20 protein-coding genes are annotated in these 18,742 nt (G+C 45.5%); 10 read left to right on the top strand and 10 right to left on the bottom strand.

Features of this window, described 5'->3' with window-relative positions; genetic code table 11:
• Window positions 1–22 precede the first annotated feature (22 nt).
• Complete coding sequence (locus KO501_RS00260) at window positions 23–1,042, top strand: FAD:protein FMN transferase (RefSeq protein ID WP_216027686.1); 1,020 nt, start codon at window positions 23–25, stop codon at window positions 1,040–1,042.
• Between the two features lie 9 nt (window positions 1,043–1,051).
• Complete coding sequence (gene nqrM / locus KO501_RS00255; protein ID WP_216027641.1) at window positions 1,052–1,285, top strand: (Na+)-NQR maturation NqrM; 234 nt, start codon at window positions 1,052–1,054, stop codon at window positions 1,283–1,285.
• Window positions 1,286–1,364: 79 nt separating this feature from the next.
• On the opposite strand, the gene KO501_RS00250 is transcribed toward nqrM, so the two are convergent.
• Window positions 1,365–1,877, bottom strand: coding sequence for a glycosyl hydrolase 108 family protein (locus KO501_RS00250; RefSeq protein ID WP_216027640.1), 513 nt, complete (start codon window positions 1,875–1,877; stop codon window positions 1,365–1,367).
• Between the two features lie 166 nt (window positions 1,878–2,043).
• On the opposite strand from KO501_RS00250, the gene dinB reads away from it, so the two are divergent.
• Complete coding sequence (dinB, locus tag KO501_RS00245) at window positions 2,044–3,120, top strand: DNA polymerase IV (RefSeq protein WP_216027639.1); 1,077 nt, start codon at window positions 2,044–2,046, stop codon at window positions 3,118–3,120.
• A 1-nt stretch (window position 3,121) separates the two neighbouring features.
• Complete coding sequence (locus KO501_RS00240; RefSeq protein WP_216027638.1) at window positions 3,122–3,349, top strand: DUF1653 domain-containing protein; 228 nt, start codon at window positions 3,122–3,124, stop codon at window positions 3,347–3,349.
• Between the two features lie 74 nt (window positions 3,350–3,423).
• Here the strand turns inward: KO501_RS00240 and KO501_RS00235 are convergent, their stop codons facing one another.
• Window positions 3,424–4,431 carry a serine/threonine dehydratase gene (locus tag KO501_RS00235; RefSeq protein ID WP_216027637.1) on the bottom strand — a complete coding sequence of 336 codons (1,008 nt, stop codon included), beginning with the start codon at window positions 4,429–4,431 and terminating at the stop codon, window positions 3,424–3,426.
• 190 nt (window positions 4,432–4,621) lie between these two features.
• On the opposite strand from KO501_RS00235, the gene KO501_RS00230 reads away from it, so the two are divergent.
• Window positions 4,622–4,996 (top strand): PH domain-containing protein, encoded by a 375-nt coding sequence (locus KO501_RS00230; RefSeq protein ID WP_216027636.1) that lies wholly within the window; start codon window positions 4,622–4,624, stop codon window positions 4,994–4,996.
• Window positions 4,997–5,086: 90 nt separating this feature from the next.
• Here KO501_RS00230 and KO501_RS00225 read toward each other — a convergent pair whose 3' ends face one another.
• Window positions 5,087–7,294 carry a S9 family peptidase gene (locus KO501_RS00225; protein ID WP_216027635.1) on the bottom strand — a complete coding sequence of 736 codons (2,208 nt, stop codon included), beginning with the start codon at window positions 7,292–7,294 and terminating at the stop codon, window positions 5,087–5,089.
• A gap of 187 nt (window positions 7,295–7,481) precedes the next feature.
• Between KO501_RS00225 and KO501_RS00220 the strand changes: the two genes are divergently transcribed.
• Entirely contained in the window at window positions 7,482–8,207 is a 726-nt protein-coding gene (locus tag KO501_RS00220; protein ID WP_289847275.1) for a methyltransferase, read from the top strand.
• A 96-nt stretch (window positions 8,208–8,303) separates the two neighbouring features.
• On the opposite strand, the gene KO501_RS00215 is transcribed toward KO501_RS00220, so the two are convergent.
• The 4 genes from KO501_RS00215 to KO501_RS00200 form a co-directional block, all read right to left on the bottom strand.
• A complete protein-coding gene (locus KO501_RS00215) occupies window positions 8,304–8,711 on the bottom strand; it encodes a biopolymer transporter ExbD (RefSeq protein ID WP_216027633.1) in 408 nt (135 codons plus the stop codon).
• 138 nt (window positions 8,712–8,849) lie between these two features.
• Window positions 8,850–9,656: a CLCA_X family protein gene (locus KO501_RS00210; protein ID WP_216027632.1), complete on the bottom strand. Its 807-nt coding sequence runs from the start codon at window positions 9,654–9,656 to the stop codon at window positions 8,850–8,852.
• Entirely contained in the window at window positions 9,643–10,179 is a 537-nt protein-coding gene (fldB, locus tag KO501_RS00205) for a flavodoxin FldB (protein ID WP_216027631.1), read from the bottom strand. The genes KO501_RS00210 and fldB overlap by 14 nt, the downstream gene beginning before the upstream one ends.
• Window positions 10,180–10,191: 12 nt before the next feature.
• Window positions 10,192–12,057: an alkaline phosphatase family protein gene (locus KO501_RS00200; protein WP_252728030.1), complete on the bottom strand. Its 1,866-nt coding sequence runs from the start codon at window positions 12,055–12,057 to the stop codon at window positions 10,192–10,194.
• A gap of 123 nt (window positions 12,058–12,180) precedes the next feature.
• Here KO501_RS00200 and KO501_RS00195 point away from each other — a divergent pair, with 123 nt between their 5' ends.
• Window positions 12,181–13,305, top strand: coding sequence for a hypothetical protein (locus KO501_RS00195; protein ID WP_216027630.1), 1,125 nt, complete (start codon window positions 12,181–12,183; stop codon window positions 13,303–13,305).
• Between the two features lie 73 nt (window positions 13,306–13,378).
• Here the strand turns inward: KO501_RS00195 and msrA are convergent, their stop codons facing one another.
• A complete protein-coding gene (msrA, locus tag KO501_RS00190) occupies window positions 13,379–13,915 on the bottom strand; it encodes a peptide-methionine (S)-S-oxide reductase MsrA (protein WP_216027629.1) in 537 nt (178 codons plus the stop codon).
• Window positions 13,916–14,105: 190 nt separating this feature from the next.
• Here msrA and KO501_RS00185 point away from each other — a divergent pair, with 190 nt between their 5' ends.
• Both KO501_RS00185 and KO501_RS00180 read left to right on the top strand, forming a co-directional pair.
• Window positions 14,106–14,843 (top strand): SDR family NAD(P)-dependent oxidoreductase, encoded by a 738-nt coding sequence (locus KO501_RS00185; protein WP_216027628.1) that lies wholly within the window; start codon window positions 14,106–14,108, stop codon window positions 14,841–14,843.
• A 241-nt stretch (window positions 14,844–15,084) separates the two neighbouring features.
• Window positions 15,085–16,506 carry a sodium-dependent transporter gene (locus KO501_RS00180; protein ID WP_216027627.1) on the top strand — a complete coding sequence of 474 codons (1,422 nt, stop codon included), beginning with the start codon at window positions 15,085–15,087 and terminating at the stop codon, window positions 16,504–16,506.
• Window positions 16,507–16,515: 9 nt separating this feature from the next.
• Here KO501_RS00180 and KO501_RS00175 read toward each other — a convergent pair whose 3' ends face one another.
• Together KO501_RS00175 and KO501_RS00170 are read right to left on the bottom strand one after the other, a co-directional pair.
• Complete coding sequence (locus KO501_RS00175; RefSeq protein ID WP_216027626.1) at window positions 16,516–17,346, bottom strand: NAD-dependent epimerase/dehydratase family protein; 831 nt, start codon at window positions 17,344–17,346, stop codon at window positions 16,516–16,518.
• 62 nt (window positions 17,347–17,408) lie between these two features.
• Window positions 17,409–18,218: a DUF2884 family protein gene (locus KO501_RS00170; RefSeq protein ID WP_216027625.1), complete on the bottom strand. Its 810-nt coding sequence runs from the start codon at window positions 18,216–18,218 to the stop codon at window positions 17,409–17,411.
• A 328-nt stretch (window positions 18,219–18,546) separates the two neighbouring features.
• Between KO501_RS00170 and KO501_RS00165 the strand changes: the two genes are divergently transcribed.
• Window positions 18,547–18,738: a hypothetical protein gene (locus KO501_RS00165; RefSeq protein ID WP_216027624.1), complete on the top strand. Its 192-nt coding sequence runs from the start codon at window positions 18,547–18,549 to the stop codon at window positions 18,736–18,738.
• Window positions 18,739–18,742 lie beyond the last annotated feature (4 nt).

The following is an 18,742-nucleotide window of genomic DNA, read 5'->3' as shown; positions in this document are numbered from 1 at the left end:
TTGATAGTAAGGAATCGAAGTGATAACGCAATATTTTCGCTTAAGTGTAGTACTTGTGGTGTTGTTTCTCTTTGTCGGATGCGCCAAAGAGACTAAACAGGTGGTTCATCTTCATGGTGAAACCATGGGAACTACTTACAATGTGAAGTACGTCATTGATGAGCGTGGGCAAATTGACGGTTTAAAAGCCGCCTTAGATAAGCGTTTGGTAGAAATTAATAAATTAATGTCTACTTACGATCCCACGTCTGAGCTTTCCCGTTTTAACCAGAATCGGTTTACTACGCCAGTCCCCTTATCAGCAGACACGACAACGGTAGTAAAAGAAGCATTGAGGCTGGGTAAGCTTAGCCACGGCGTATTGGATATCACCGTTGGTCCGCTAGTCAATTTATGGGGGTTTGGCCCCAATAAACGACCAGAAATCGTGCCTAATGAGGCGCAAATCGACGCGGTGAGGGATTACGTTGGATTAGATAAGTTAGCACTTTCGTCAGCGGGTTTGCGCAAGTTACACCCGATGGTGTATGTGGATTTATCCACCATTGCAAAAGGCTATGGTGTTGATGAGCTCGCCGCCATCATGGAAGAGAATGGTTTAGAAAACTATTTGGTGGAAATTGGCGGTGAAATGCGTGTTAAAGGTGAACGGGGGAATGGTGAAGACTGGTTAATTGCCATTGAAAAACCGGTTTCCACTGAACGGGCCGTAGAGAAAATTGTCTCAGTAGGTACAAATGCTATTGCCACCTCAGGTGACTATAGAAACTACTATGAAATGGATGGAAAGCGCTATTCACATTTGATTGATCCGCGCACCGGTAGTCCCATTACCCATAACTTGGTTTCTGTTACCGTGGTACACCCCTCATCGATGACCGCTGATGGTTTGGCAACGGCGTTTAATGTGATGGGCTGGGACGAAGCTATCAGCTTAGCTGAGAAAGAAGAGTTAGCGGTATTTTTAATCCGTCGCACCGACGACGGTTTCGAAGAGTATGCTTCTCCTCGCTTTAACGCGACAGTTACTGTTAAAAATTAAGAGGTTACTATGTCTACCTTTATTCTCGCATTCGTTTTCTTTCTTGCTATGGTTTTTGCCATGGGAATTGGTTACTTGGTGCAAAAAAAATCTATAGCAGGTAGCTGTGGTGGATTAGGCGCACTGGGAATCGATAAAGCCTGTGATTGCCCAGAACCCTGTGATAGAAAACAGGCTCGTCTTGATAGAGAGGCCGCTCGTCAAAAGAAAATCGCAGAGTGGAAAGACAATCAAATAATGTAAGTTAGTCAATGCTAGGTATTAGCTGACGCTCCACGCTCACAACAGGCCGAAGTAGTTTTGGCCTGTTGTGAGCAAAGCGCTAACTAAGCTGTTTTAAAGAGCGATTTATCCAGCCTAGTAAAAACTTTGCTTGTGAGGGGTTGTTGTTGACGATATTGGCGTATCTGGCCATTTTTTTTAGCGCGTATTCCCGAATAAACAGTTCCGCTTCCATTTGATTAATGGCTTTTAATGTAATCGTACCGATAACGCCATCAGTGTTCACGCCAACCACGTCTTGGGCTAACTTCGCAGCCGTAGAGACACCGGCGTTAACCGCAAAATCAAAAATGGTTTCTGCCACGCCTTGGGCATCGATAAAGTCGCCGCGAATACGCTCCCAAAACTGTTGTTTGTAAAATGCTTGTACGTAAGGAATGATGTTTTGCTTCGCCGTGTCTGATTCTATCAGCGGCCATCCCGGCCAGTCTGGGTGAAAATTTCTGGCGATGCCCGCGTAGGTTAATCCACCACGATCACCGTCAGTACGATGTAAACTATAGCCGCCTTCGTTGTCGATCATTTTTTCAAAAGCAGGTAAAAAAAACGCCATACCATCCTCCATGATGCTAGGTTAAAAATTAAACACTATTTATTAGTAGCAGTGTATATGGGTTATTACAACTTCTTAGTTAGAAGTGTTGTGATCAGAAAATGTAATGTGATTTATTGAAAAAACATCGTACAATACTGTCTGAACATACAGTTATGGTGATGATGTGCGAAAGATCATTCACGTCGACATGGACTGCTTCTTTGCAGCTGTGGAAATGCGTGAAAATCCATCGTTAACGATGAAACCACTTGCTATAGGCGGCAGCGCTGACAGGCGAGGGGTGATTTCCACCTGTAATTACCCTGCCCGCAAGTATGGTGTGCGCTCAGCCATGGCCTCTGCCTATGCCAAGCGTCTTTGCCCAAACCTTATACTGATTAAAGGGCAAATGGAAAAGTATGTTCAGGAAAGCAAAAAAATTCGCGCTATCTTTAATGATTACACCCACTTGGTTGAGCCCTTGTCGCTTGATGAGGCCTATTTAGATGTTACCCACAGCAACCTATTTAATGGCAGCGCGACCTTGATTGCTCAGGATATTCGACGGCGTATTCAAGCAGAACTAAACCTCACTGCCTCGGCGGGTGTGGCACCCTGTAAGTTTGTGGCTAAAGTGGCCAGTGACGAACACAAGCCGGACGGACTGTGTGTGATTACTCCCGATCAACTTGACGCTTTCGTTTTATCCTTGCCGCTGTCAAAAATACCTGGTGTGGGCAAGGTGACGGAACAAAAGCTACAACGCTTAGGCTTACGCACCTGTAAAGACGTGCGAAATTATCCCTTCGAACGATTAAAAAAAGAACTGGGAAAGTTTGGCTCGATACTTTGGCATAGAGCTCACGGGGTAGATGAGCGACCGGTGAACGTGGATCGTGAGCGCAAATCAATTGGGGTGGAAAGAACTTTCAGCGAAGATTTACTGAGTTTAGATGATTGCCAAAACACCCTGTCTGGGTTGTGGCAAATTCTTGAAGAGCGGATCGACAAATATCTGCAAAAAACAGGGGCAACCCGTTGTATGATCCGTTCTCAAGGGGTAAAACTGAAATTCAGTGATTTTCAGCAAACCACCGTGGAGCACCGACTTCACACTATTGATAGATCGTATTTTAATACGCTGCTGGATCAAGCATGGCAGCGTGCACGGGGACGAGGTGTACGTCTGGTTGGCTTACACCTGGGTCTTGCCGACGAAAGCCCCTTAGAACAACTCCGCTTACCCTTAGAGGAACAGTAATATGCCACAAAGCGTTAAAGTAGGCTTATATCAACATTACAAAGGAAGCTATTACACCGTAGTTGGTGTTGCAAAACATTCTGAAGATGAAACCGAGCTGGTGGTATACCGGCCAGAATACGGTGACAGAAGCTTATGGGTTCGGCCCCTTTCTATGTTTGTAGAAACCGTACAAAAAGAGGGGAAGCCCGTACCTCGCTTTGCCTATATTGGTGAAAGTCGCGATTAAAGAATTTGTTTTTAGGTGTGTTTTAGTGCATGACTACAACACACCTATTTGGTAAAGCTAGCGTTAAATAAACCTTATGCCTCTGTAATGGTCGGAGGCTGTAATAAGTAGTCTTTTTCCCACAGTTTAAGCATGCTTTGCTGGCTTATATTTCCCCCTGACAATATCACCACAGCAGTACTTTGCGGGGGCGCTTCAAGAGCCCATGCCGCCACTGCAGCCATGCTCATGGCACTGGTGGCCTCAATATGTAATTTCAACAAATGTTGAAGCCATTGAGTCCAGTAGGCAATCTGTATTTCGTCCACTTCGTAAAAATCGTCTAACTGTTGTAACAAGGGAAAAGTGTACGGACCCACAGAGGGGGTCGCCGCGCCGTCGGCCAAGGTATTCGGTGCGCCTGTGAGGCTTTCAATTTTCCCACTTTGCAAAGAACAGGCTGCATCGTTGGCATTTAAAGGTTCAGCACCGATAACCTTGGCACTTGGCTGCAAAGCGCGTGTGGCGAGTAGGGTACCGCTGAGCAATCCACCGCCGCCGCAAGGGGCAAATACCGCATTGACAGCTCCTGCATCTTGCAAGGCTTCTACACATGCCGTGCCTTGGCCGGCAATGATCTCAGGGTGATTAAACGGTGGGATCCATACAGTTCCCGGTTCTAAGGCGGCTTTTTGCACCGCTTCGTCAGCTTCAGGACGGGTAGGGTGCAGTGACATCTTGGCGCCATAATATTGGGTGGCTGCTGCTTTCACCGGCGAAACATTTTCTGTGGCATAAATACAAGCAGGGATGTTCATCTGACTCGCAGCATAGGCGACCGCTTGGGCATGGTTCCCTGAACTATTGGCCACAATACGTTGAGGCAGTTTATTTTCTTCGGCCAGCTTAGTGAGAAAATTGGTGGCTCCGCGAATTTTAAATGCGCCAGTGGTTTGTAAGCATTCAGCTTTAAATAAAATACGTTGGCCTAACCATTTATTAAGTAAACTCGATTCAAGTAAAGGGGTATGTTTTACTTTTCCCTTAAGCCTTTTTGTGGCGGCGTCAATATCGGCAAAAGTAGGGGGGATTACGTCTGACATTAATATGTCCTGTGTGGCTACCTGTGCAGCCTAACTTACCTGACTCTTTGCCGTAGTGCATTATGTAGCAAGAAAAAAATCAAAAATGAAAAAGATTGAGTAAACTTATCCTATACCATTGATGAATCGTCTTGGCTTTATCAACAATGATATTCTAGTGAAGACCTAAACTAACAATAAGGGAAACACCATGGGGTTATTTGATGTGCTGTTAGGAAATGCGAGCGAAACCGATGCCCAAGCGGTATACGAAGAGTTGTCGCCCGTGCTTGCTGAGTCTGAAACTGTTGTCAGCGCTTATAAACTGGTAAGGGATCTGATTGTATTTACTTCCAGCAGAATGATCTTGATTGATAAACAGGGATTAACCGGAAGAAAGGTGAACTATCATTCTATTCCTTACAAGGCAATTACCCAGTTTGTGGTAGAGACCGCCGGTCATTTTGATACCGATTCAGAATTGAAAATTTGGATCTCAGGGCAAGACAGTCCAGTAGAAATTGAATTAAACAGAAACGCTTCCCAGGGTGTACAAAAAGCACTGGCAACCCAGATGTTTGGTTAAATGTACGACAATGATTAATAAAAAAAGGGCTGCATCGCAGCCCTTTTTTATGGGGATAGTTCGTCCTCAATGAGAACGGCGTTTTCAAACCTAGTTTGTTGGATGTAAAGTGCGGTCGAAAAAGCGAGTAATGGTTTTATACAGATGAATACCGGTTTGTTTGCCTCGGATACTGTGTTTCTTGCCAGGATAATCCATGGTATCGAAGGGGATGGCTAAATCCTGTAGGTGTTTGTACAGTTTGGTACTGTGGGTAAACAGCACATTGTCGTCAGCCATGCCGTGGTAAATCAGTAAGTCACCTTTTAGATCTTTAGCGTATGGGAATACACTGGAGGCTGTGTATGCGTCGTCATCGGTATTTGGGTTGCCCATGTAGCGTTCGGTGTAATGGGTGTCGTAAAGACGCCAGTCTGTCACTGGTGCCCCAGAAACCCCAGCCGCAAAATAGTCGCCGGCTTTAAACATGGTCATGAGTGTCATGTAACCGCCGTAACTGTGTCCGTGTACACCAATTCTGTCACTGTCTACGTAAGGCAGGGTACGCAGGAATTTAACCCCGGCAACTTGATCATCTACTTCGACGGTCCCCATTTTTTTGTAAATGGGATCTTCAAAGGCTTTACCTCGGTAATTCGAGCCGCGGTTATCAATGCTGAACACCACATAACCTTGGCTTACCCAGTATTCCATCAGCAAGCCGCGATTTCCGCCCCAACTGTTGGTTACCACTTGGGCATGAGGGCCACCATATAGGTAGACGATCACAGGGTGTTTTTTCTCAAGATTTTCAGGTTTGTATAAACGGTAATAGAGTTCAGCGCCGTCTTCGGTGGTCAAGGTGCCGAACTCAGGTTTTACCCAACTGTCCTGATACGTATAAAGGGGATGAGACTCATCGATGGCATTTTCTTCCAGCCAGGTAATTTGTTCTCCATCAGCCTTGTGTAAACTCACCTGGGGCGGATGGTTCGCAGTCGATACGCTGTCGATATAAATAGAGCCATCACCGGCAAAGTTGATACTGTGAAAGCCAGTTTCTGTGGAGATACGCTGGGTATGCTCACCGTTTAATGAAACGTTATACAAGTGGCGCTCTAACGGCGTGTCTTTTCGACCGGTAAAGTAAATAAGCCCCGCGTTTTCGTCGATGGCTTCTAGTTCGTCTACCACCCATTTTCCTGATGTGAGTTGGGTTACTAAAGAACCATCATTATTGTACAAATAGAGGTGCTTGAAACCGTCTCGCTCTGATGCCCAAATAAACTGCTTCGTATTGTTTAAAAAGGTTAAATCATCATTTAGGTTCACCCAGGTATCACTGTGTTCTTGGATTAACACCTGTTGTGTCTGGGTAGATAAGTCGTAGGCTCGTAGCTCAAGCTGTTGCTGATCTCGGGTTTGCCATTGATAGGTAAATACAGCAGAAGAAGGCATCCACTTGCCTCTGGCTAGGTAAATATCTTTGTCTTTACCCAAATCAATCCACGTACGTTCGCCGCTATCTACGCCTTGAATGGCAAGACTAATCTCTACGTTAGGTGTACCGGCTCCTGGGTAACGCTGTTCAATCATTTTAATGCTATCAGCGTAAATCTCTGAACGGGTGATAACATCAACGGGGCTTTCATCTACCCGTGTAAAGGCAATAAATTTTTCATCCGGCGACCACCAGTAACCCGTCATTCTGCTCATTTCTTCTTGCGCGACGAATTCAGCCATACCAAATTTGATATTACCGCCACCCTCAGTGGTGATGGCCGTTTCTTTGCCAGTGGCAATGTTTTTAACGAACAGGTTTTGATCGCGGATATAGGAAATGTAGTTGCCCTTGGGGGACAATTTTATATCGGTTTCAAAAGCGTCGGTGTTTAACAGTTGTTTTGCCCCTGGTTGGCCGAGCTTGTGATAAAACACATCGCCGCCCATGGGGAACAACAAGGCCGTGCCGTCGCTTGACCATTGGTAACTTACGATCCCCGAACCTTGTAAACGCATTCTTTCTCGCCGGGCTTTTTCTTCATCAGAGAGCTCTTCTTGACCTTGGGCCAAACTAGCAGAGTCGAACAACATACGCGTTTCGCCGGATTTAATGTGATATTCCCATAAATCCAGTTGGTCGTAATCTTCCTGCTTGCCCTTTAGGAAGGTTACGCGCTGGCCATCGGGGGAGACCTGCAAATTGCGAGGGGCGTTTCCATCAAGTGATGGTGAATCAAAAATACGTTCTATAGTGAGTTCTTTTGCATGAAGAGCAGAACTGAGCATAAGGGCTCCAAGTAGCAAGATTTTTTTCATTGTAATTATTGACTGTTCAATGGTCGATGTGAATATAGCGTAATAGAATGACATAAGGTGAAGCGGAATAAAATAGTGCTTCATCACACAACGATTGTGTGATTGGCAACACAGCGATACGGAGCCTGAGGTAAAGTGGTGCTAACATGTGAGATTGTAGCGAAGGTTCGCAAAATAGAGGGTGAAAATGGCTGGCGGCTTCCAATGTAAACAATTTTTCGTTGCCCATGATGCATGTGCGATGAAAGTAAGTACTGACAGTTTGATCTTAGGCAGTTGGGCTAAGGTCGACAATGGATATCGTATTTTGGATATTGGTACAGGAACCGGCTTATTAACCCTCATGCTTATGCAAAAAGCGCCGAATACGGCTTTCGCCACAGCGGTGGAAATTGATGAAGAGGCTGTGGAGCAAGCAAAAAGTAACGTTCTTTGTTCGCCTTGGGCGTCACGTATTGATGTTTTACACACCGATATAACCACATTGCAAGCCACCGAGCGGTATGATGTGATTATCTCTAACCCCCCCTATTTTGCTTACAATAACGCCCCCACCACGGCCTATGACAAAGCGTCAAATGCTCGGCTTACGGCCCGCTTAGATACAGGGCTAGGGGTCGAAAAGCTAATGAATATCGTTGCGGGTTTGTTAGCTGACAGCGGGGTATTTTATTGTGTATATCCCGCTTCTCGTGATGATGAGATCCGCCAAGGAGCGAGACAAAATCAGTTGAATCTTAGGGCATGCTTACACATCGCGTCGGTGCCAGGAAGTGCACCCTATCTACATGGTTATAGCTTTACCCGCCAGCGCACTGAGCCCGTATTTTCATCACTGACCATCCGCGATGAAAATCAGCAATATACGTCCGAATACCGGCGTTTATGCAAAGACTATTACTTACATTTTTGATGGTTTATAACAAGGCCAAGCCGGTTAGGTGCACACAAAATAAAAAACGCGGCCGAGGCCGCGTTTTCAAACTGTTTAAAAAGAAGTGAGACTTAATTAAGAGTCTTTCACTAGTACAGATATTTTTGAAATACCTGCAATTTTAACTTGGTTCATCACTTCAACAACAATACCGTGTTCGGTATCTTGGTCTGCCTGAATAGCTGCAGAGTCAGTGTTATTTTCAGCTAAGAAGGTTTGTGCGTTAGCCACAACACGGCGAACATCAACTTCACGTCCACCCATGGTAATAATACCATTTTCATCAATACGAATGGACAACGCTTTTGATGGTTTGTTCGTGTTGGCCTGGCTATCGTCAGGACGGTTAACGTCTAACCCTTTCTCTTTTACAAAAGAGGTGGTAACAATGAAGAAGATCAACATGATGAACACGATGTCCAACATGGGGGTCATGTCAATCTGCGCCTCGTCATCGGCCGCGGTATGCTTTTTTCTTTTCATCTCGTAGTCATTCTTCTCTTTAAGTTCGAGCACCTTAGTATACTGTTTGTTATCAAAACTGGTAGCATTTTGTAATGAACAGATACCATACTTAACACTTGTTGATGGCTTTTTAGCCAAAATCATCGTTGAGTTATATTATTGCGATGATTTTTTAGTCAGGGCAACCCCGAGTTGGTAAAAATACAACATTAACGATTCATTAAGTTGTTTACGCAAATTACCATGAGGATAAATGCCAAGTCTAGCCTCGGTTGACTTTTTTGTTCCCTGCACAAGAAAAGCGTTCTTCAGTGCGTTATCCTGAATGCAGGCTTCAAAAGCCCGCGCCGCCATCTCCTGTGGCATAGCATAGTAATACATTTTTAGCGCGCGATCAGCCTCTATTGATCGTAAAAGATAATCACCAGGTGCATTTTGATCGTTTAGAAACATCTGTTTGAAACAGGTGCAGAGCTTATTATTCAACGGGTGAGAGCGAATTTCATGGTTATCTAACCAGGCTTGAGAAGCAAAGGATCCCGGTTTCAGATCGTAAAAAGCGTGGGCGGCAATGTAATGATCAAAGGCGTGGAACCATTCGTGGGCAAGGGCACCACCACCGGCATTTTTTGCTAATGCCAGTTCCCGAGTGGCACTGTTATAGTGGGCGCTACTGTGTTTTTGCCCACCACTGCCAAAAGCAAGAGCAAGCGAACCGTTTAAGGATATCACCGATTCGTTAACCTGTAGGATTTCGATCAAATCATATAACGCATCAAAAAAAAGATTAGCGGCCAACTGTTGCTCTTTAGGCGTCACCCATTTGCCGATGGTAATGCGTGAAAAATTGAATAATTTGCGAATATCGTTAAAAGTGACGTCGGCGCCGTCCCGATGGGACGGTCCATTACGATAAAAGGCCTGATGTAGTCGGCCAGGTGTAGCAGGATCAGGCGAGTTCATCGAGAAGTTGATGGCACCAAGTTTCAATGCGCTGGTCGGTTAGATCGTACTGGTTTTCATCGTCAAGGCTCAAACCAACAAAATGGGCTTTGTCTTCAGTGAGCCCTTTTGACTGGTTGAATTCGTAACCGCTATTCGGCCATTGACCGATAAAGTGACAACCTGAGGGTTGCAATGCTTCATGTAGCATACCCAATGCGTCTTGAAACCAGTCGGCATAGCCGTATTGGTCTCCTAAGCCAAAGAGCGCGACGGTCTTTCCTTGTAAATTCAGTTGATAAACATCTTCCCAGCTTGACTCCCAGTCTTCCTGAAGTTCACCAAAGTCCCAAGTGGAAATACCAAATAGTAGAATATCAAACCCTTCGCATTGTTTTAATGCGGTGTCTTTAATATTAAATACACTGACCACAGGTTCATCAAAAATGCTGTTCAATTGAGCCTGTATTTTTTCTGCCGCCATCTCGGTATAGCAGGTTGTAGAGCCATAAAATAAACCGATGGACAGGGCTGTATCACTCATCTTACGTACCTTTTAGTCGTCTTCTCGGGGCGGAAATTCTATCGTATCCCCATTACTGCGCAACGCTTTGCAAATTACAGTGGTGTCATTTTCTTTTAAAACAAGTTGTCCTATGGCTGAGCCATTTAATAACGTGCTTGGATCGAGGCCTTCTGGGGGACGCGCGCGCACCGACATATTTCGACGCCGTGTAAACACATTGAGGGGCGATTTATGGCCATACAATACGCGGTTGATGCGCTCTAACCAACCTAATAATCCAGACGGAAAGGCGTTTTTAATGCCACTGCAAGTAAACTGGGTGATATGCGGGCTGTTTCTTTGAAAGCGCAAACGTACGTCATAGACAAAGGAATAATGCACGTCACCAGATAAAATAATAAATTCTGGCGGGGTTTTGTAGTGCCTGAAGATATTTAGCATCACATTGGCCGTGCCTTTGTGGGCCATCCAATTCTCTGCATCTACCGTCAACGCCTTACCAAAAAAGGTAAACACCTTTTGGATGGCCTCAATGGCTTTTACACCATAAATAGGGGCGGCAGATACTACAATCACCGCCTGTTGGCCGATGATATCCTGCTGAAATTCACACAAGGCTTCCCAATCCATTAAACCGGAAGGTTTATTCAGGCTGGACTCTGAACGCCAGCGACGGGTGCGGGTATCCATAACATAAATGGGGGGCGACGTAGCAAGGGTATAATGCCAATCTTCAAAGTCCATTAATTGATCAATAAACGGGTCTTGATGTTGCAGACCGTTTGCCGTAAATACGGTTTTTGCGCTTTCGGCAACTTGACTAAATTTCTGGGGTTGGTTTCCCCATCCTTGGCATAACCAGTATCCGGTAATGGCATTGCCTACCATGCGTTTAGACAGGGGGTGACCATACACTTCTTGCTCCCAACCGCGGGTAAGGTTCCAGTCATCGGTCACATCGTGATCATCAAAAATCATGTAAACGGGAATATGGGCAAAGGCCCGTCGTACCTTCACAAGGGTCTCTTTGAAGCGACAAATCACGTCCCTTTCTCGCGTAAACTGCGCTTTGAAGGGCTCGGCAATGGGATCATCTTGAATATCCACACATTGCCACACCGCATCAGACCACACCAGTAAATACATGCTGATAATTTCGGACAAGCTAATGAGATGGTTTTTGGCATTTACCGAGGTAAAGACCGGTTTTTTCTTGGCACCAAAAAACAATTTGGACAGCGCCGTGTTGGTGGCTATCTGAGGCAGAATCTCATCCCGGCGATAATAATTAAGAGGATGATCCATTAAGGCTTCGCTATGGTCTACGACGGCACCTGACAAGGTTTCCCCAAACAGTCCTAAGGCTGTCGAAAGTTGCCCGATGGCCTGAAGCATGGGGCCTGCTACATCATCGCTATATACCTGATCGCCGGTAAGTAGCAACACGTCAGGTCTAGGTTGTTGTTGGGTAATCGACTGGGCAATGAGCTCGTCTACCCGACACAAGGCATCGGGTTCGTCGTGGTGGGGTTTGCGACAAGAACCATGGAGCACGTTGGTCAGTTTGGGCTGCCAGCTAAACGAGAAGGCCTCTTGGCCATCGTAGAATAAAGACGCTTTTTCTGTTTCCCATCGCTGTTGATAATGGGCCTCAGTAAAAACCATATCGTATTGATAAGTTTGTCCCTCGTTAAGGCCGCCGGCAACAACCACCTCAATGAGATGGATAAATCCACGTTCGCCCACTTGTACATGATGTTGCTCACAGACCGTTTTTTGAGCATCCAGATAAGGCGTGAAAGCAGCAGGCTCGCTGGTCACCAGCCAAAGGGTAAACCCTTTGGCATGGGTGTGACGTAGGATGGGGCCTGCGAGCACCAATGGAATAGAGGTCATTGTGCTGTCATTGCTCCTTTATAGTGGTTAGAAGTGATTCTGTCTGACCTGACTTGCTCGCCCAGAAGGAATACGCCATGATGGAAATTATTCCGCAATTGTTCAAGGTGATAAAGGAAAAGAATGAAACAAATTATTGGTATGGCGTGTATGACACTGATTGCATTGACCGGATGCAGTAAGCAGCCAGAGCAAATTGAAGGTGATTCAGGGGTAACCTCGTTGGCTATTTCTGGGGTTTGGCTCAAAGATAGCGACGGAAACGTCATGGCGGATCCGCAAACATCAGGATTAACGGTTTGGGAGGACAAGCTGGTTAGCTTGTCTGATGGTAGCGCAAGCAGTGATCTTCAGCGCAAATTACATTTCATCGACAGTGATACCGCGACGGTTGCTAGTGATGCAGAGAAAATGCGTCTTGCTAATGTAGTCAGGCGCAGTTGTTTTAGTGGTTATCTGGCCAATGAACCTGATCTTGAAGCATTAACCGCCGATCCTATTCGTCCAGGCGTATTTTATACCGTTACTGAAGACGCAACACGCACAGGCGCTTTGTCTGCATCTTGCGAGAAAAAATATGAAGATACCGGGTCTACGGATTATCCCACCCTATTAGTGCGGTTGGAGAAAACCGAATTTGGCACCATTATGACTGGTGTTAAACCGCTCAAATTTGCTCAGTCTTTTAATGTGGGCGACTTTCCCAATGACGGCATTGAAGGTTTGGCCATGGGGACCGATGACCAACTCTATCTGGCTTTAGAAAAAGACGGAAATGGACAACCTCGGGTATTCACCATGACCTTAAATGAAGGGTTCTGGAAAGATACAAATTTTGCCGAGGTTCAAGATCCAGCCTTAAACCTACCCACATTTGCCAGTGGTAATCACCCGATTAACGGCTTGGCATTTTATCAGGTAGGGGAAAAAAGCTTCTTGTTGGCCGCCGCCCGCAATGACAATGAATTATGGATATTAAGTACCGACAAGTCGGTTCCTTTTAAACGGATCCCTTTGCATTTCACTGCGCCAACCGAAGGTAATCCTGAAAACTGTGAAGCCACGGAAGTTATGGATAATGCCTCAATAGAAGGGATTGCGGTAAAAGGTGATACCTTGTGGATGGTTAACGACCCGTGGAAAGTCAATTACTTAAAGAACGTACAGTGTGCGGCAAACCAAGGCCATTACGAAGCGATGGCACCGCTATTGTTTTCTACGCCATTGGATTCGGCATGGTTCGAATAAACCCATGATGGGTTAATTGGGCACGTATCCCTCTTATCACCATGATATAGGCGATACGTGCTGTTGATGTTGACTAACGCAGTCGATCAGCAAATGTCTTTTTAAATTTTGCTAATTTAGGCGCCACAACCATGGCGCAATATTGATTTTGCGGGTTATTTTTAAAATAACTCTGGTGGTAGTCTTCAGCCGGATAGTAGTTGTTAATAGCCGTAACTTCGGTCACTACTGGGTCTGGCCATACCTGCTCATTGGTCATTTCTTCAATAATTTCTAGCGCGGCTAGCTTTTGTGCTTCATTGTGATAAAACACCGCACTTCGATATTGAGGGCCTACATCATTCCCTTGCCGGTTTACTTGGGTGGGGTTGTGTAAGGCAAAGAAAATCTCCAACACTTCCCGATAACTCAGTTTTTCACTGTCAAACTCGATGCGCACGACTTCGGCGTGTCCCGTGTCGCCATGGCATACCGCTTCATAGCTAGGATTATCAATATGGCCGCCTGCGTACCCAGAAATCGCGCTGATAACCCCATCAACGCTGTTAAAAGCAGATTCTAAACACCAGAAGCATCCGCCGGCTAATGTGGCTATTTGTGTGGTAGACATAACTGTACCTTCTTACTGACTTTTCATTAATGTGGCTACGAACACCGAGAAGTTCAAGGCAAACTTACAGTTTTTTAATCATTCAAAGTTGTTTAAACCATTACACTTAGAAAGAGGGCGTAAGTGGCGTGATAATGGGTTACTTACAAATGGGGTTACGTTTATCTTTTTGTAAAAACGAGGCTGGTTTATGAGTACCGAAGCTCATTTAGTGATTGGTGCGAATGGTGCCATTGGTCGAGCGCTAGTAAAGGAATTAGCCATAAATGCACCAGAATATCGGGTGTATGCGGTCGCTCGGCAACATACGCACAAAACGTCAGCTGAAAACGTTCGTTACATTACGTTGGATACCGCCAATGAGGATGCGGTTGCCTCATGGGTTAGCGAGCAACGCAAAGAGAAGGTGCGTTTTAAAACTGTTGTATGTACCGCCGGTATTTTACATGGTGAATATGAACAAAGGGCGTTGCAGCCAGAAAAAAAGATAGAAGATGTCAGTAGTGCAAACCTAATGGCTTACTTTGCCGTGAATACTGTGGTACCTGCCTTATGGCTAAAAGCCTTGATCACCATGATGGCACCCCAACAGGGCTCCATTACTTGTTTAAGCGCGCGGGTGGGCAGTATTGAAGATAACCAATTAGGCGGCTGGTACGGTTATCGCGCCTCAAAAGCCGCCCTTAACATGATTATCAAAACTGCGGCGGTGGAATACCGTAGGCGAAGTAAGCAAACGGTGTTAGTTAGCTATCATCCCGGTACTGTGGATAGCGCCCTTTCCGAGCCGTTTCAGAAAAATGTTCCCCAAGGTAAACTCTTTACCGCCCCGTTTACGGCCTCTCAATTGCTTCGTTACCTTAACGGGGCGGCTGTGGCGGATAACCCCCATTACGTCGATTGGAAACATCAACCCATTGCTTGGTAATGAATAATAAACACACGGATGAGAGGTGAGGGATGGGTTTACCACGTTCAAGAAGAAGACTTTGTCCATAGACACTGATAAGATTTCCCTTTACCCGTTACTTTAGCCTTTGTGGTAAAGAGGGCGTAATGCGTTGGGGAAGGTGAACGGGCGTGTCTAGCCGAAATAGTAAGTTAAGTTTTTAATTTATGATAATAATCATCACCACCCTATTATAACAATAAGTGAAGAGGAAGATGATATGAGCGGGGCGAGAGAACAGTTCGGATCGCGCATCGGATTTATTCTAGCTGCAGCAGGATCTGCGGTAGGTATCGGAAACCTAGTGGGGTTTCCTGTTGGTGCCGCGAAAAATGGCGGTGGCGCTTTTCTATTGATGTACGCGATTTTTGTCGTTGCTATATGTTTGCCTGTCATGCTGGCGGAAATGTCCGTTGGCCGCCACGCCCGTAAAGATCCACTCGGTGCCTATCGTACAATTGGTGGTAATGCACTGCATTGGAAGTTGGCCGGGTGGTTGTCGATTGTTACTCCCTTTATGATTGCCGTGTTTTACTTGGTTATTACGGTGTGGATATTTGGTTATCTTCTTGAAATTGTAACCGGTGATTTAGATGTGCTGGCAAAGCCTGAAACCTTTGGCACCTTTAGAAATAACGAGAAAATCTTTATCTATATGGCAGCGGTTGTGGCCGTTGTGTACCTGATATTACAAGGTGGTGTAAAAAAAGGCATAGAAAAAGCCGCTAAGTTGCTTATGCCCACGTTGTTTATTATGTTGCTGGCGCTGGTGGTGTTTGTACTTATGCAAGATAACGCCATGAAAGGGGTTGAGTTTTATCTTGTGCCAGACTTTTCAAAAATCGACGCATCAGTGGTTAATGGGGCGCTTTCCCAAGCGTTCTTTTCCCTTTCTTTAGGCATGGGGATCATGATCACATACGGAAGTTATATCGATAATCGCGCCGACGTGCCAGGCGCGGCAAAGCTGGTTGCATTAACCGATACGGCAGTGGCCTTCACGGCCGGTTTGATGATCCTACCGGCGATATTTTCCTTCGATCCCAACACCAATCCCGATGAATTAAGCGAATCCTCCATTGGTATGATTTTCACATTTTTACCGAAAATCTTTTTAGCCTTACAAGATTCCATCGGTTATGTGGGGGCGAGTATTGTGGCTGCCATTTTCTTTTTGCAGGTGTTTTTTGCTGCAATTACCTCATTGGTATCGATTTTCGAAGTGCCGGTTGCCGCATTGATGGACGAGAAAAATATGGGGCGTAAGCCTGCTTTATTTGTACTTGGTGCCTTGATGATTGTGCTGGCCGTGCTTTGCGCCGTCTCGTTCGGTCATACCCCCATGTTATCTGATTTTGTGAGTTACGCAGATACACCCAAGTCGTTCTTTGATGTGGTTTATGATGTGTTTTATGAAACCATCTTGCCCCTGAATGGCTTCCTAATTTGTATCTTTGTTATCTATCGCTGGAAAAAGCAGAACTTTAATCAGGCACTCGATGAAGGTGCCGACGGTTATAAAGGCAGCTTTTTTGAAAAGTACGTGGATCTGTCCATCGGTACCTTCATTCCGGTTATCTTGCTGGTGGTCTTTATCAATACGGTGGCGGTTAAGTATTTCGGCGCCAGCCTATTTAGCTAGATAGAAGGCTTACACCATGTCATAAGGGCTAACAAACGTAGGTGTTAGCCCTAATGCTTGCCAACTTCGTTGTGCATTGATTTGCTTACCGAATACGCCACTTGACGATGATGCCGTAAAGACAGGGAGCATGCGCTCACGTTGCTTGGCTGCCCAAGTGTAATATTCATCTCTGCGAGGATGAGCCAGGCTGCACAAGTGTAACAGGGGGGGCAGCAAATCGTTAATTGGCTTTTGCAGTAATAAATGCAGTGCTTTCACTACATCTTTCACGTGCACAAGGTTGACCGCTTGTTCACCCTTATCCAGCTTTCTTCCCGATAAAAAATTCACTGGATGGCGATCAGGCCCCACTAGACCGGCAAGGCGAATTATAGTGATCCTAGGGTCGGCTAACGCCAATAGTGCTTGTTCGATGGCACAGTGGTGCTCACCTGAGGGCGTGTTGGGCGCGGTAGGTGTTTGTTCATTAAGAACACCGGTTTGGTTGCCGTAAACCGAAGTGGTACTGATAAAAATGAGCCGTGGAATATTGGCGGCAAGCAAGGTCTTTGCAAGGGTAATGATGTTGCTTGCAAAGTTAGGATCCATGGGGTGTTTACGGCCGGGGGGAATATTTAGCACCACACTGCGTTGTGAAAGGTGATGTTTAAGTTTTTCAGGCGATTCGCCGAGGGTAAAACGTACCGCGTTTACACCTAGTGCATTGAGGGCGCTGGCTTTCTCTGCGCTTCGAGTGGTGCCAACCACATTTGTATTGTCGGTTAAGGCGACATAATGACGCCCAAGCCATCCACAACCACAAAATAATACCGGTGGCGCTACTGTTGTCTGCTGCATAATGTTTTCCAACGAGCCATGGATCGTATCATCAGGGCAGTATACCTACCCTCAGTACGTAATTACATAGGAAGCTGGCTATCACCTTTAAGGGAGAACACATTTAATGACGCTAAGCCGGGGATCTGGGTTTGCATTTTATTTTCAACATAGTCGGCTTTTTGTAGCACCTGACATAAAGCATGGGCTTCATCTTCTAAACTTTCGGCTTTAGCTTCAACCCGTTGCTCAAAGTCTGCTTCCCAGTTGTCCATACGTTGTTCGAAGTCGTCAAAACCGTTTTCGTTTGACAGCATCTGTGAGCCTATGGCGATGAGAATATGGCCCGCCGATTTAGCCAGCAGATCTTCTACCTGCTGTTCAAATTGGTTATCCCAAGTATGGTTAAACCAACCGTCGTCTGCAAAATCTTCCGTGGCTATACGCACTTGCCCATATTCATCATAAAAATGCTGATCCATTTCTTGGCGCAAGGATAAAAACAAATCATCTGTGCTTGTGGATAGACCACTGTCGCTACCAAATATTTCACCAAGGGCTTCGTTTACGGCGGTTCCAGCTAGCTCTAGGGCATCATAAGTGATGTTTAGTGTCATGGGAATGGCGGTATCGATTTGCGTGTAATAGCCACTGACCCATTGTTGTTGTTCATCGGTTAACGTGGGCTCAGTGCCATTTATTGTAAGCACATGTTCAGGGGAAATACGCAAGGTGGTGTTGTCTTCTAAGCGTACCGTTAAGGTTTCACTATGCCAGCGCATGTCGCCGTGTAAGTCTACGTTACAGTCGTCGCTATTAAAGTCAAACGCGTAAACGGGTGCAGTAAGCAAAGCCGTAAGAAGTGATGCAGTGGTGAATATTGGCATTTTCATAGCGAGATCCTTTTAAACCATTTTATTATGGAGAAATTTTTTACCTACCGTTACGTAGCAAAACCTCGGCCATTGTTTTATTTCATTTGTAATCAAAGGTTTATGGTTTTTGGTGGTGGCGAGGGGTATGTTTTTTCACAATCTCTTAGTGAAACACTTGAAAAAATAGTGAAATTGACCAAGATCAAAAAATGACCTCTCAGGTCATTTTTTGATTACGCATGACACCTAATTTGTTGCATACTATAGCGGTAGAATTCTCATTTCGTTATGATTCTTTAGCAGCATGGCAGAGTGATAACGAAATTTAGTTTGAAGGGTATAGAGTATGAGCGAATGGATTGGTGCTATTGGATTCGGTGTGGGACTGGTTGCTTTCGTCCTAGGCATGTCCAGTATCATTATGGGCTTTATGACTGAAAAAGTCGGTGCTGAGGGTATGCAAGAAAAAATTGAATATGGTTTTTTCGGTGTGACCGGGCTGATCTGCTGTGTGCTGATGGCCTATGCACTGATGTAACATC

It is taken from the genome of Alteromonas sp. C1M14, assembly GCF_018860965.1.
Classification (GTDB): Bacteria; Pseudomonadota; Gammaproteobacteria; order Enterobacterales; family Alteromonadaceae; genus Alteromonas.
This window is presented reverse-complemented; position numbering and strand designations above follow the sequence as displayed.